Below are 13,621 nucleotides of genomic sequence, written 5' to 3'. Positions count from 1 at the left end.
TAATCTAAAAAATATACCTTATTGAAACAAAAAAGTCCTGTTTTCTTTACAAAAACAAAACTTTTTCATTTTTTAATTCATTTTGACAAGATCCGTATAATTCGAAAAAACAATTTTCCCATCACTAATTGTCAATTGAACAGAGGTTTGGATGATTTCTTTTATAGAAATATCAAAAAGATTTCGGTCTAAAACAACAAGATCGGCAAGCTTCCCTTCTTCAATTGTCCCAAGTTCATGCTCTCGGAATGTCCCAAACGCAGGACCGTAAGTATAAGCTTTAAGCGCATCAGCAAGCGAAATTCTTTCATTAGGATTCCATACATCCTTTCCACTGCTATCGATTCTGGTAATTGCACGATAAATTTGCACCAAAGGATTCAACGAATCAATGGGGAAATCTGTCCCAAATGTTAATTTTGCTCCAGCATTTTTTAAAGAACGGATGGCAAACACATATTTTTCACGTTCCAAACCAATTCGCTCTGTATATGTTCCCCTTTCAGACAAGGCAAAATGATTGGGTTGCATTGAAGCAATGACTTCTAACACACCAAAACGTGAAATATCTTCCGGGTGAATCACTTCGATGTGTTCAATGGCATGTCGGGAATCTCTTTTTCCATTGATATTTCGTGCAGTCTCATAGGAATCAAGTGCTAAACGGACTGCAGCATCTCCAATCGCATGAAACCGAATGCTAAACCCATGCTGATCGGCTTCCGCCACCCATTGTTTAATTTCTACGTCTGAATGAGCAGGCATTCCGTACGTTTCAGGCTTATCTGCATAAGGCTCCAGCATGTATGCAGTTCTGCTAGTTACCACACCGTCAATAAATTGCTTCAGTCCTGAAACACATAATTTATCCGAATAATATTTTTTTCGTAAGTTTACAGCTCCCTCAATATCACCATCAAGAGCTGGAAAAAGGTGCATCCGTACGGCTTTCCTGCACAAATTATAGATAAAAGCCGATTATCCAATTAGGAAAATCGACTTATATCTTTGATTAATTTTAATGATCAGCAATGGCCGACATGGTTACCAATCGATTCGTTTTCCATCTCGAAAGAATCCCCCATTAGGTCCTTCGGGTCCAACAGTCGCTAACCAAAGAATAGAATCAGCAGCTTGTTTGGGAGATCTTGGAGCCGTTGGTCCACCAATATCTGAGCTTACCCAACCCGGATCGACTGCATTTATTTTGATATCCCCATTGATTTCAGCTGCTACCAATCGTGTCAATCCATTTAGGGCAAATTTAGACAACTTATAAGCGCCTACTCCTTGATAAGACATCTCGCTCAAAGCCCCATATTCTGAAGAAACATTAATGATTCTCCCATAGCCTTGTTTTTCCATGAGGGGAATAAAGGAACGGATAACATGGTAAGCGCCGAAGAAATTGGTTGTCATTGTTCTCTCCAGAACGGAAGGGTCCATTGCCACTAACTTTTTATTTTCCTCCAGATACACGCCAGCATTATTAATCAATACGTCTAATCTTCCATACCGCTCATTTACTATAATTGCAGCTTGATGGATGCTTTCTTGATTATCTACATCCATCACCACAAACGAAACGTCCAGATTTGATTCCTTAAGTCTTTGCGCAGCTTCATGACCCATTTCTGGGTCACGACTTGCCAAAATGACCTTAAAACCATTCAACGCCAATTGCTTGACCAACTCAAATCCAATTCCTCGATTCCCGCCGGTGACCAGTGCAACTTTTATATCTTTTGACATTTTAAATCCTCCATTTCTTGTTCTCAGATTGAGTGGTATCTAAAAATCTAATAGGGGATACTCCTTATTTTGAAAGTTGTTGTGTAGGGGTAAACATGTAGTTTCTTAGTAAAATAGTTACCAAACTTAATATCAATGATAGGAATCCCACCAATACGACATATTGTGTGCCCATATCCGATATAATTAGCCCGCCTACTGCTGCGCCAAATGTTGTTCCTAAATTGGCGGATGTTAAAAATAAGCCATTTGCGAAATCAGGAGCTTCGGGAGCTGAAGACGTAATCCAATATTGGTTAATATTGCCCCCTATTCCAGCTAAAATTCCCCAAATTAAAGTAATGATAGCCATTGGTACGGTAAATTGTCCAAAAAAGAATAATAGGATGTAAACAACTCCCAATGCAAAAGGAAATGTCACTACAGATTTGATCGCATTTTTAGTAAGTAACTTCCCTGCGACAATGCTTCCAATAATATTGGCTCCGCCGTATACGAATAATATTAGACTAATGGTATTGGAAGACATATTCGTAACAGTTTTCAGATAATCTGCAAGATAACTATAAACTCCAAATACGGCTGAGTTTAATAAAATGACAGACACAATCGAAAGCCAAGTAATAGATTTTTTTAATACCGATAATTGTGCTCCGTAAGAAAGTCTTTCCTTAACAGGCATAGAGGGTACAAATAGTAAGGTAGCAACGAATGCCAAAATATTTACAATAGCAAAGAATACCATCGCCATTTGTAAAGAAGTTGCACTAGCAATAAAACTTGCGATTGGTACACCGACTACCATACCGGCAGATACTCCTATAAATACTTTGGAAACAGCTTTTGGAGCTTCTTCTTTACTTACTGAGGCAGCCGCTACTGTAAATGCCAAAGAACAATAAATTGGATGAAAAAAGGCTGGAATTATCCGAGCAATTAATAGAATGGTAAAGTTAGATGTAAATATGGATACAATGTTTCCCAAAACGAAAACACCTAGTACAAGTAACATGACCTTCTTCCGATTTATCTCTGAAAACAATAAAGGCATCGTTGGACCAGATACTGCAACAACAAGGGCAAAAAAACTCACCAGCCATCCTGCTTTTGATACACTGACATGAAAGTGATCAGCAATGGAAGGCAATATTCCAATAACCCCCATTTCTGTATTTAAGATGCCGAAGACTCCGATGGTTAATATAAATATGAGTAAATTATTTTGTTTTTGCAAGAAAATTCCTCCAACTCTCTTCCTTTAATCGACTTTTTCAATATGAACTGTGAAATCACCATGAATTTTTTCAAAGTTTTCTTTTCCAGATTCAATCATACCTAGTATAATAAGATCATTTGTGGCATCCCCAAAACCATTATAAAAAATAGCCAAATTTCCCCAAGGAGAATAATAAGCAAAGTCTCCTTTTTCTGGTTGGTTTCCGGATTGCACATTATCTGCCAATAATCTTTTTTGTAAAACACTAATTTTCTCTTTACCTACATAATCTTCTAATGTTATCGTTAACGGCAATTGAGCTAAAAAATCTCTACTTGCCGAATTATCATACATATTCACCATTACTTCCTCGTTGTTAAATGTCAATTTGACTTTAACATCTTCCATAATAACTAAACCTCCATTATCAATTGTTGAATCCTTACTATTCTGTTTGTCCTGCACATCGATTTTAACTATTTGTTCACCACTTGAATTTTTATTTGGAGTAACATCATCATTGTTTTCACTCCCATTATTACTACTTCCGCAAGCTGTAAGGAACGTTGAAATCCCCAATATAGACAAAAGTGTGAATTTAAACCCTTTTCCCACCATTTCTCCTCCTCATTTATCCGTACAAATGGTTTGAAAATAACCTGAAGAATAACCAAAAATCTAGAAGTGATTATAAATGCTCTTATTGAGCCTATAACCTATGCCTGAAAAACCGGTCCAAAAATTTTGATATCCTTCACTTTAAGGCTATTTTAGATTGTCTGTTCTGTGTTTCCTGCTTTTGAATAAATTTCAATGCATAATGCGTCCCACCAACATAGACTCCCATAATTGATAAGTAGTCAATTAAAAAATTGATAATAGAATTATCATTGGACCAACTACCAAATGGATTATAAATCATTAGCTTTGTACTCATTTCTCTCTCGAAGGAAGCATGCACCCCATAGGCAATAATTATCACCGCCAAAATACGCAACCCAATGGTGCGAATACGGCTAGTGCCGTCCACTTGATGCACCCATAATTACAATAACTTTATTTTTAATAGTAGAAATACTAAGCACCATCCTTTCTACTGTTGTTATTACTATTTATTCTAGCTATGGCCCTTTGATATAGCCAATGCTTATATCTTATATCATGATATGCTTGATGAGTATTTCAAAAACGTATATACTAAAACATCATAAAGGAGGGTGTTTTTTTGGAACTAAGAGTTTTGCGCTATTTTCTTACTGTTGCAAGAGAAGGAAGCATGACGGCTGCTGCTGAATTTTTGCATGTTACACAGCCAACCTTGTCAAGACAATTAAAAGACCTTGAACAAGAGTTAGGGAAAAAATTATTTATTCGCAGTAGTCACAGTATTTTTCTTACAGATGAAGGAATGCTTCTGCGAAAAAGAGCAGAAGAAATCATAGATATGGTCGATAAATTAGAGACAGAGTTTAGTTCCATGGAAGAAACAATAAGTGGTGATGTCTTCATAGGTGGTGGGGAAACAGATGCTATGCGACAGATTGCACGGGTAGTAAAAGATTTACAGTTAAGTTACCCCAATATCCGGTATCACCTCTACAGCGGAAACGAAGACGATGTGACCGAAAGGCTTGATAAGGGATTGCTTGACTTTGGTATTTTAATTCAACCAGCAGATTTATCAAAATACAATTATTTCAATATCCCTGGTAAAGATGTTTGGGGCGTTGTTATGAGGAAAGACAGTCCTCTTGCCTACAAAGATTCCATTCAAGCAGTGGATTTATTAAATGTTCCGCTGATCTGTTCACGACAGGCTATGAAACAGACATTTTCTAAAAATGAATTTGCGGATTGGTTTGGTGAAGATTTTGATAAATTAAATGTCGTGACTACCTACAATCTTGCCTATAGTGCTGCCATTATGGTTGATGAGGGCATTGGTTATGCAATAACTCTTGATAAAATAGTGAATACATCTAGTGATAGTAACCTTTGTTTTAGACCGCTAGAGCCAAGACTTGAATCTGGCTTAAATATTGTTTGGAAAAAGCATCAGGTTTTTTCCGCTGCTGCTGATATGTTTTTAAAAGTAATTCAGTCGAAATTTTCAAATACCTTAAATTGACGAAAGCCTCCACTTCTGTTGGGTCCGTAATACCCATTTTCAAAAAATAAGAGAGTAGTATGAATACTACTTTGAAGCAACATATATAAAAGGATGTCCAAAAAGCTAGGCTTTTTGGACATCCCTCGAAACTAACATTAGAATTTATCATTTAACTCAAATTGTGCTGGTGTCAATCACAAATCGATACTTCACATCTGAAGCTAATACGCGTTCGTATGCTTCGTCAATTTGGTCGGCTGAAATTACTTCAATCTTAGGGACAATGTTATGTTCTGCACAGAAATTTAACATCTCCTGAGTCTCACGGATTCCTCCAATCATTGAACCTGCAAATGAACGGCGATGACCGATAAGTGAGAATACGTTAACTGACAACGGCTCCGCTGGTGCACCGACATTGACCAGTGTACCATCCAGCGTTAGCAGTGAGAAATAAGCATTAATGTCAATTTTTGCACTTACAGTGTTAATAATTAAGTCAAACGATCCGGCAAGTTTCTCGAATGTTTCTGGGTCGTTTGTGGCATAGTAGTTGTCAGCGCCGAATTCCAAGCCATCATCCTTTTTCTTCAATGATTGTGATAGAACGGTTACCTCGGCGCCCATGGCATGTGCAATTTTAACAGCCATATGACCAAGACCGCCCAATCCAACAACCGCTACTTTCTTACCTGGTCCAGCTCCCCAATGGTTTAATGGAGAATATGTCGTAATACCTGCACAAAGTAATGGTGCTGCCGCGTCAAGCTCAATGCTATCAGGTATTCTGACTACGAAATCCTCAGTTACGACAATGTGGGTAGAATAACCACCTTGAGTTGGCTCGCCGTATTTGTCAACACCAGCGTAGGTGGGTACATTTCCATTGAGACAGTATTGTTCTTCTCCTTTACGGCAATTTTCACATTCGCCACATGAGTCAACCATACATCCGACCCCTACCCGGTCACCGAGCTTGTACTTTGTGACCTCTGCTCCTACAGCTGTGACAATTCCCGCAATCTCATGTCCAGGCACGAGTGGATAATTCACAGGCCCCCATTCGCCATGAGCAGTATGGATGTCAGAATGGCAAATGCCCGCATATTTAATTTCAATCAGAACATCGTGCGAATCAAGATCGCGTCTTTTAATTTCAGCAGCTCGAAACGGTTTGTCTGGACCGTCTACGGCTCGCGCTTTAGCAGTTATCATAAAAAAACCTCCAATTATTTATATTTTTCAAGAGAATGGCTTGTACCGGATATAAATGAAGAACTCAGGTTAAAATTCCCCTTCATTCCCTTCTATCCCTTCTTTTCTCTCCTGCAGAACAATATTAATCCTTATAGTTAACTCTAGGTCAAGAGATTTGTTTAGATTCATTTTGAAGATCCCCTGACCACAATGGTTTCAACCCATGCCAATAGGCCTATAACTACCTATATTCTTTTATTACTAAGTATTTCTGCGTAAAACAGAGACAAGTTATAATTTCCTGTAAGGAGACTTTGACATTATGAAAATACCATGATAAAATCTCCTCATCCATAGAGTTAACTCGAAGTCTATATCATTAAGAATAGGAGAAAAATGATGAAGACATATTCAATAAGCGAAGTTGCAAAAGAATTAAATTTAACAGTTTATACCTTGCGTTACTACGACAAGGAGGGTCTAATTCCTTTTGTAGAGCGGACACCCAGCGGAACACGAGTGTTTAAAGAATCCGATATCGACGCTTTAAAAGTAATTGAATGTCTGAAAGCAACCGGGATGCCTATTAAGGAAATTAAAACTTTCATTGATTGGTGTTCTGATGGGGATTCCACGTTGCAACAAAGATATGACATGTTTTTAGACCGAAAAGCTCATGTTGAAGCACAGATGGAAGAACTAAAAAAAACAATGGAAGTCATCGAGCATAAATGCTTTTATTACAAGACTGCATTGGATGGCGGAACGGAAGATATTCATAAAAAAGATAAAATAGGGATTCCATTACTTACTAATTAATAGAAACCACTGTATTTCATAACTGTCTATTAAAAATACAGGTGGTTCTGTTTGTATCATTTACTGTCACTTAACGTATCTCTAAATTTAGCAAGCTTCTATGGTTATTGTTCCTAACAGCACATTTCATTTCAATCAAATAAATAAGCCATATGTCCCACCTACTTACTTCATTCCTTGAGGAGTGGGACTTCTAGTAGAATTCGTTAAAATTAGATCAAATTATAAAGAAATGCCCCCGTTGTGAAATTAATTAGGGACATTTCCTTCTTTCTATAGATTAACCTTTTCTATACTGTAAACGATATTACTAATGCCGCCATCTAATCTTCTCATAGTATTATCTGTTTCTTTTGCAATAAATTCTTGGTATTCCATAATCAAGGGTGTAATTTGACAAAAATGAACCCCTAATCTTTTAATTTTTGTATATCAATATAATCTAAGTATAGGCTCCCTTCACTGCATAAAATGTTTAATCTATGACTCCCTTTTTCTACAATTGTATAGGTTGGAAATGTTACATGGGACCATTCATTTCTAACATTCAAGGTATACTGTTCATTTTTACAATTTGACTGTAATTGCCCTTTTCCTCGGGCACGAATGGAGAATTGGATGGATTCACTCACCTTATCTGTTCTAAATTCATACGTAAGACTTTCACCTTCATGAATCTTCACTATTACATTTTCTTCCTGAGGTTCAGCCTCTCCACCGTAACGTTTATAATCTGGAACAGCTTCTTTACCATTTTCAAACAAGATACTTACAGAATCAACACTACGAAGGTGAGCTCCTCTTTGTCGAGGTATCTTTATCGAATAATCGACATAGAATTCACAATGGATTCTAATAGGGGCTTGACATTGAAGACTTCGAAAAACAGAATGATTAATGTTTGGAATCTGTATGCATTGAAGAAAATGGTTGAAAATTTTCGTTGCTTCCTTTTTGGATAGCTTTCTTTTCCCATCAATGTACTCTATTAATTGCTCCCAGCCTGATGGTTTTGCAAAAGAAACAGGAGAGTTGGTACAGTCCATTTTTTTATAGGTCCAAAAAGACCATGAGATGTTCAGTCTATCGTAGAGTGGGAAAATCGCTGAATACCACATAAGGTTGTTTTCTCCGCCTTCGCCCATAAATAAAGGAAGGTTTAACTTTTCGCTATAGTCAAGAAAATACTGTAAACTTTCTTGATCAGGTGGACTCCAATATTTATGAAATTGAAGCATTACATTATCATCCAATTTTTCTACCTCGACACTGTCGAATATAGAAAAATCCGTTGCCCAATGGACTCCTTCAATAATGATAAGGTGATTGTTATCTACCGATCTTATTGCATGAATCAATTCTTTATAAAGTGGAACAACCTGATTATTATAGGAAGAAAACCAGTTAGGTAATGGTTCATTCAAGAGATCATAGCCGGCTACAATCGGTTCATTGGAGTATCTAGCTGCAATTTCCTTCCATAAGGCAATAAAATCAAGCTGATATTGCCTTTGTATAAATAATTCAGGCTGGTCGTCCTGACTATCATCAATATTGGTACCCGTCTGTCCTCCTGGGGCTCCGTGCATATCAAGAATGACATAGATTTCATGCTTTTTGCACCACTTAATTAATAGATTAATATATGAAAAGCCACGCTCTTTCCATATAATCTTTCCATTTTGATTATCATACAAATGACGGGCGTTTAAAGGTAGCCTTACCGAGTTATATCCTTGATCCGCTATCAGCTTAATATCATTTTCTGTTATATAGGAAGTAAAATACTTTTCCCAAAAAAACTCTGCATACTTTCTACCGCATATCTCCTCAATAAGTTTTTCCATACGGCGCGGACGGTCACATTTTGTGTAGAGCTTCCACATATACCCTTCAGGCAACAGCCAGCCTCCGAGTCCAAATCCGCGAAGTTGTATAGGTTGCTCCCCACAGAATAGGGAACGCCCCCTTCTTCTAATAAAATTCAATGTCATCACCCTTTCGTGGCTCCGTCAGCAATACCCTTTAGGATGCTTTTTTGGAAAAATGCATAAAAAATAATCACAGGAATCGCAGCTAAAATGAGGGCACTAAGTATTGCCGTCCAGTCATTGCTATATTGTCCAAATAACGTATTCGTTGACAAAAGTAACGTATATTTTTCGTTATCTGAAATGGCAATCAGCGGGAGTAAGAAATCATTCCAAATCCACAGCACATTGGTGATACAAATGGTCACGGTAATAGGCTTCAATAACGGAAAAACAATATAACAAAATGTTTGGTATAAATTGCATCCATCGATTAAGGCGGACTCCTCTAGTTCTTCAGGGATGGTTTTAACAAACCCATGATATAGAAATATGGCCATGCTAACTCCAAGCCCTACATAGACAAATGATAACCCGATTAAAGAGTTCTTAATGCTGAATACTAACATGACCTTATATAAAGGAATCATGATTGAACTGAACGGAACGAGCATTGAAAAAACAAATAGCGCAAAGATAAAGTTTGATAGTTTTGTTTTCGTCCGTGCTAATCTCCAACCAGCCATCGCAGAAAACAAGATCATGAAAGCAACACCTATCGAAGCAAGTACTATCGTATTAAATAAACTGCGTAAATAGTGCATCTTTTCAAAAGTACGTAGATAATTTTCTAAATGCCATTCTTTTGGAAGTGACATTACATTCATTAATAGCTCACCATTGGTTTTAAAAGAATTCATAAAAGCGATAAATAAAGGGAAGAGCCAATACACCATCATCACGATTAAAAAGGTATAAACTAAAATATTCCCTGCTCTCTTCATAGCTCCTGCTCCCTTCTCTTCATTACTCTAAGTTGAATAACGGTAATGAGAAAGACCACAAGAAATAATATGGTCGATTTAGCAGTCGCATAGCCGTAACGGACATTTCCATTAAATGCCTCTTCATAAATATTAATCGCAACGGACTGAGTTTCTCTTCCTGGTCCCCCTCCTGTTAATGAATAGATTACATCAAACACCTGAAACCCCGAATTTAACGCCCAAAATACACAAATGGTTAAAGCATGTTGAATCATGGGTAACACGATTTTTATAAATACTTGCCAGGAATTAGCACCATCTAAAGCTGCAGCTTCTTTCAGCTGTATAGGTACACCTTGAAGAGCTGCCATATAAATAATCATCAAGTATCCAACGGTTCCCCAGCTGGCAACAATGATGATTGCCATAAAAGAATACTTCGGGTCACCAATCCATGATTGGTCGAGGATGGTAATTCCCCAGTTATCGGCTATATAATAAATTACCTTGGTAAAAATGAACATCCACATATACCCGCCAATAATCATACTGATCATATTAGGCATATAAAACATAGTACGGAAAAAGCCTCTTGCTCTTTTTCTTGATTCAATAAATACGGCCAAAAGAAGAGCTAAAATATTAGAGACAAACACACTAACAACAACATACTTAAGGGTAAAGACCATAGAGTGCCAAAATGATTCGTCCCTGAAAACTTCTATAAAATTTTCAAGTCCGATAAAATCATAGTTTTTTAATAAACCATTCCAATTGGTTAACGAGTAATAGATTCCTGAAATAGCAGGATATAACTTGAAAATGGCATAAGTAATAAGTGCTGGTAAAGTAAATAAAAACAATATTTTATTCTGATTCTTACCTTTCACCCTTAACTTCCTCCATTTATAAGATAATGAAAGAGACGAACGCCCGTCCCCCCTTTATTTCAAACCCAACTTATGCAAAGACTATTTCTTAACAGCAGCCTTATATACTTCATCCATCCTAGAAATAAACTTATCTTTTGTAATGGAACCTACATAATATTCCTGGAGCAGTTTCCCCTGCTCATCGGTTACAGCCGAAGGCAGAACTAAATCTTTGTAAGAACGCCCTTCCTCTACGTACTTGTAAGCGTCTTCAACCCAGGACTCAATTTTATACTTATGCATGGATGCAATAGGATTAAATTTAAGTTTTTCAAATAAAGGAGATGAGCCTTGATCATCCAATACATAGTTTGCAAATTTAAGAGCCAGTTCCTTTTCCTTGCTATTAGGATAAACAGCTAATGTTGTGGAAGTAGACAGATTGATTAACGTACTTTTTGGATTGTTATTCACTGGTAACGGAAACACCCCAAGTTCCATATCAGGGTTCGCTTCCATAATCGTACCAGCAGCCCATGTTCCCTGCACATACATTGCCGCCGCCCCGTTAGAAAATTCCGCAGAACCCGATTCAGATCCTTGTTCCATCGCACGTTTCGTACCATTTTTCATGATCAAGTCAATCGGACCAAAGATATCACGCATTTCATCATAAGAAGCCTTTCCTGCATTCATTCTATCTACCCAATCAGGCACTTCCCCCGAAACCTTACCGCCTAAAGTAAGCGCTGTCATTAATTGAGGCACCCATTGCTCTTGATAGGCAAGCATAAACGGAGTGTAACCATTGTCCTTTAAGGTTTGGGTAATCTGTTTCAACTCATCCAACGTTTCAGGAGTTTTCAGATTTAGGTCTCTGAATATTTTCTTATTATACAGGACTCCCCATGCCTGGCTTTCAATCGGAACGACAAGAAGTTTGTCATCAAAGGTAACCGTCTCTTTTACGTTATCAAAAATTTTCGATGCAAGGGGTTCATTGGAAAGGTCGGTTAAATATCCGGCTTTATAATAGGTGGAAATATTATTGCTGTGCAGTGTATAGAGGTCTGGAGCATCATCTCCACTAAGACGTGCTTGCAATACACTCTCATATTGGTCAGAACTCGGCATTTCTAAATTAACTTTTACTTTGATGTTCTCTTCCTTAAGCATTTTCGCTTCAAATTGTTTAGCGTACTCTTCCCACTCATTCATATACTGAGGGAAACTCATCATTACATTTAATTCTGCTTCAGAAGAAACCTCAGTCGAAGAGTTTTTGTTCGCGCAAGCCGCAACCAAAACCGTCATAGAAAATACCAGCAATAAAGTGACTAATTTCTTCATCCGAATGGACCCCTTTCAAATTGTATGTGTTTTAATTCACCCTAAATATACTAAATTCTAATCCGAGCCGTCTTTATACATTGATAATCTGTTTTATTGTATTATTTTAATCTCTTTTGCATTTCTCCGGGAGTAATGCCAAAATACTTTTTAAATACCTTATAAAAATGAGCTAGATCAGAATAGCCCAACATATTTCCAACATCTTTTATTGGAGCTTTAGACTTAATCACCAGCTCCTTTGCTTTTTCCATTCTTAAATTCAAGACATAATCAGAAAAGCTCATTCCAGTCTCCTCTTTGAACACCTTACTCAGATACTCTTTTGTAATAAAAAAATGTTTAGCCGTTTGTTCCAAAGTAATACTAGAAAGATAATGATGATGGATATAGTTTTCGATTTGCTTGATATTGATTCTACTTCTTGCTTTTCTAAGGTAACTTACTTTTACTAATGTTTTAGAATATAAATTTTTAATAAAAGCAAGAGTATCCTCTAATGTACATTCCTGACTGAATACAAATGAAATGACCTCTTCTTCAAATATCTCTTGAACACTATGACCACTATTGACAATAAAGCGTTGTAACGAGTTGTGCAGATCATAATAAATAAAGATGATTAAACTTTTCTCAATTTTATTTCTTTCATTGCTTAAAATAAACTCTTCCATTTCAATGAATTTTCGGTTCATCGCATCTTGATTAATTAAGCAAAGGCAATCATAAATAGCAGATCGAAATTCCATATAATTTTTTATCCACTTGACATTCATAAAGCCATTTAAATCAAGAAATGGTTTCTGTTCTTTCTTGCCTTCCTTCATTAATTCTTCTACACAACGCTCAAGTTGTTCATTAAGTTCCTCCGGCCTTATCGGTTTTAGTAAGTAATCATTAGCCTTTAACTGGATGGCACTTTTAGAATACATAAAATCATCAAAGCCGCTAATGATGATTACTTTTGCATTATTTTTTTCGCCACGTAACTTTTTAAGTAACTCAATGCCATCGAGGTGGGGCATTTTGATATCGGTAATAATGATATCTGGTCGAAGACTAGTAATTAGTTCATATCCGTACTCACCATCAGATGCCTCTGCTACAACTTCCAACCCCAATTGACTCCAATTCCCAAGATGTTTAATAACAGACCTTGTCCATGGTTCATCATCTATAATGATAACTTTATAGCTCATCATATTAGTCTTCCTCCCTAAGAATTTTCATATGAATATGAACAGTCGTCCCCTGTCCCTCAATACTATGAATGTTCACCCCATAGGAAGGGCCGTATTGTAAACCAATTCTCGAATTTACATTATTTAAACCAATATTAGAATCAGAACGTATCGCTTTTTTCGTACCTAAAGTTAGCTCCGATTGTATGAACTCTAACCGTTCTTTTGTCATTCCTAGACCGTTGTCTCCTATTGTTAAGAACATCTCTCCCTCATTAATAGCTTCAGCTGAGATGGTAATGTTCCGGTGTTTGTCAAGATAGTTGT

At 37.0% G+C, this 13,621-nt stretch carries 14 protein-coding genes; 2 read left to right on the top strand and 12 right to left on the bottom strand.

Going from position 1 to position 13,621, the window contains the following annotated elements; genetic code table 11:
* Nucleotides 1-72 precede the first annotated feature (72 nt).
* The 5 genes from J7E63_RS28375 to J7E63_RS28355 all read right to left on the bottom strand — a co-directional run bounded on the left by J7E63_RS28375 (nucleotide 73) and on the right by J7E63_RS28355 (nucleotide 3,998).
* Nucleotides 73-939, bottom strand: coding sequence for an amidohydrolase (locus J7E63_RS28375; RefSeq protein ID WP_215018585.1), 867 nt, complete (start codon nucleotides 937-939; stop codon nucleotides 73-75).
* A gap of 105 nt (nucleotides 940-1,044) precedes the next feature.
* Nucleotides 1,045-1,752: an SDR family oxidoreductase gene (locus J7E63_RS28370; protein WP_215018583.1), complete on the bottom strand. Its 708-nt coding sequence runs from the start codon at nucleotides 1,750-1,752 to the stop codon at nucleotides 1,045-1,047.
* Between the two features lie 64 nt (nucleotides 1,753-1,816).
* Nucleotides 1,817-2,986, bottom strand: a complete 1,170-nt coding sequence (locus J7E63_RS28365) for an MFS transporter (protein ID WP_215018581.1) — start codon at nucleotides 2,984-2,986, stop codon at nucleotides 1,817-1,819.
* A gap of 24 nt (nucleotides 2,987-3,010) precedes the next feature.
* On the bottom strand, nucleotides 3,011-3,586 hold the full coding sequence (locus J7E63_RS28360) for a cyclophilin-like fold protein (protein ID WP_215018580.1): 576 nt from the start codon (nucleotides 3,584-3,586) through the stop codon (nucleotides 3,011-3,013).
* A 136-nt stretch (nucleotides 3,587-3,722) separates the two neighbouring features.
* Nucleotides 3,723-3,998 carry a hypothetical protein gene (locus J7E63_RS28355; protein ID WP_215018578.1) on the bottom strand — a complete coding sequence of 92 codons (276 nt, stop codon included), beginning with the start codon at nucleotides 3,996-3,998 and terminating at the stop codon, nucleotides 3,723-3,725.
* A 195-nt stretch (nucleotides 3,999-4,193) separates the two neighbouring features.
* Here J7E63_RS28355 and J7E63_RS28350 point away from each other — a divergent pair, with 195 nt between their 5' ends.
* A complete protein-coding gene (locus tag J7E63_RS28350) occupies nucleotides 4,194-5,096 on the top strand; it encodes a LysR family transcriptional regulator (protein ID WP_215018577.1) in 903 nt (300 codons plus the stop codon).
* 156 nt (nucleotides 5,097-5,252) lie between these two features.
* Here J7E63_RS28350 and J7E63_RS28345 read toward each other — a convergent pair whose 3' ends face one another.
* Nucleotides 5,253-6,293 carry an NAD(P)-dependent alcohol dehydrogenase gene (locus tag J7E63_RS28345; RefSeq protein ID WP_215018575.1) on the bottom strand — a complete coding sequence of 347 codons (1,041 nt, stop codon included), beginning with the start codon at nucleotides 6,291-6,293 and terminating at the stop codon, nucleotides 5,253-5,255.
* 381 nt (nucleotides 6,294-6,674) lie between these two features.
* On the opposite strand from J7E63_RS28345, the gene J7E63_RS28340 reads away from it, so the two are divergent.
* On the top strand, nucleotides 6,675-7,094 hold the full coding sequence (locus J7E63_RS28340) for a MerR family transcriptional regulator (protein ID WP_215018614.1): 420 nt from the start codon (nucleotides 6,675-6,677) through the stop codon (nucleotides 7,092-7,094).
* A 410-nt stretch (nucleotides 7,095-7,504) separates the two neighbouring features.
* On the opposite strand, the gene J7E63_RS28335 is transcribed toward J7E63_RS28340, so the two are convergent.
* The 6 genes from J7E63_RS28335 to J7E63_RS28310 form a co-directional block, all read right to left on the bottom strand.
* Nucleotides 7,505-8,995 (bottom strand): glycoside hydrolase family 5 protein, encoded by a 1,491-nt coding sequence (locus J7E63_RS28335; RefSeq protein ID WP_215018573.1) that lies wholly within the window; start codon nucleotides 8,993-8,995, stop codon nucleotides 7,505-7,507.
* Nucleotides 8,996-9,087: 92 nt separating this feature from the next.
* The gene (locus J7E63_RS28330) at nucleotides 9,088-9,909 is read right to left on the bottom strand and encodes a carbohydrate ABC transporter permease (protein WP_215018571.1); all 822 of its coding nucleotides are present in this window, start codon (nucleotides 9,907-9,909) and stop codon (nucleotides 9,088-9,090) included.
* The gene (locus J7E63_RS28325; RefSeq protein ID WP_215018569.1) at nucleotides 9,906-10,781 is read right to left on the bottom strand and encodes a carbohydrate ABC transporter permease; all 876 of its coding nucleotides are present in this window, start codon (nucleotides 10,779-10,781) and stop codon (nucleotides 9,906-9,908) included. Before J7E63_RS28325 ends, J7E63_RS28330 begins: the two co-directional genes overlap by 4 nt.
* 81 nt (nucleotides 10,782-10,862) lie before the next feature.
* Complete coding sequence (locus J7E63_RS28320; RefSeq protein ID WP_215018567.1) at nucleotides 10,863-12,113, bottom strand: ABC transporter substrate-binding protein; 1,251 nt, start codon at nucleotides 12,111-12,113, stop codon at nucleotides 10,863-10,865.
* Between the two features lie 101 nt (nucleotides 12,114-12,214).
* Nucleotides 12,215-13,315, bottom strand: a complete 1,101-nt coding sequence (locus J7E63_RS28315; protein WP_215018565.1) for a response regulator transcription factor — start codon at nucleotides 13,313-13,315, stop codon at nucleotides 12,215-12,217.
* A gap of 1 nt (nucleotide 13,316) precedes the next feature.
* Nucleotides 13,317-13,621 (bottom strand): sensor histidine kinase (locus tag J7E63_RS28310; RefSeq protein ID WP_308162042.1); only part of this gene is annotated, 305 nt, incomplete at its 5' end.

Source organism: Bacillus sp. ISL-75, assembly GCF_018613095.1.
Note: the sequence above shows the minus strand (reverse complement) of the source record. Positions and strands in the feature narration are given on the sequence as shown.

What these genes read in the sequence shown, in the direction of transcription:
- J7E63_RS28375 (WP_215018585.1), bottom strand. Translation starts at nt 939, where the DNA reads ATGCACCTTTTTCCAGCTCTTGATGGTGATATTGAGGGAGCTGTAAAC.
- J7E63_RS28370 (WP_215018583.1), bottom strand. Translation starts at nt 1,752, where the DNA reads ATGTCAAAAGATATAAAAGTTGCACTGGTCACCGGCGGGAATCGAGGA.
- J7E63_RS28360 (WP_215018580.1), bottom strand. Translation starts at nt 3,586, where the DNA reads ATGGTGGGAAAAGGGTTTAAATTCACACTTTTGTCTATATTGGGGATT.
- J7E63_RS28345 (WP_215018575.1), bottom strand. Translation starts at nt 6,293, where the DNA reads ATGATAACTGCTAAAGCGCGAGCCGTAGACGGTCCAGACAAACCGTTT.
- J7E63_RS28340 (WP_215018614.1), top strand. Translation starts at nt 6,675, where the DNA reads ATGAAGACATATTCAATAAGCGAAGTTGCAAAAGAATTAAATTTAACA.
- J7E63_RS28330 (WP_215018571.1), bottom strand. Translation starts at nt 9,909, where the DNA reads ATGAAGAGAGCAGGGAATATTTTAGTTTATACCTTTTTAATCGTGATG.
- J7E63_RS28320 (WP_215018567.1), bottom strand. Translation starts at nt 12,113, where the DNA reads ATGAAGAAATTAGTCACTTTATTGCTGGTATTTTCTATGACGGTTTTG.
- J7E63_RS28315 (WP_215018565.1), bottom strand. Translation starts at nt 13,315, where the DNA reads ATGATGAGCTATAAAGTTATCATTATAGATGATGAACCATGGACAAGG.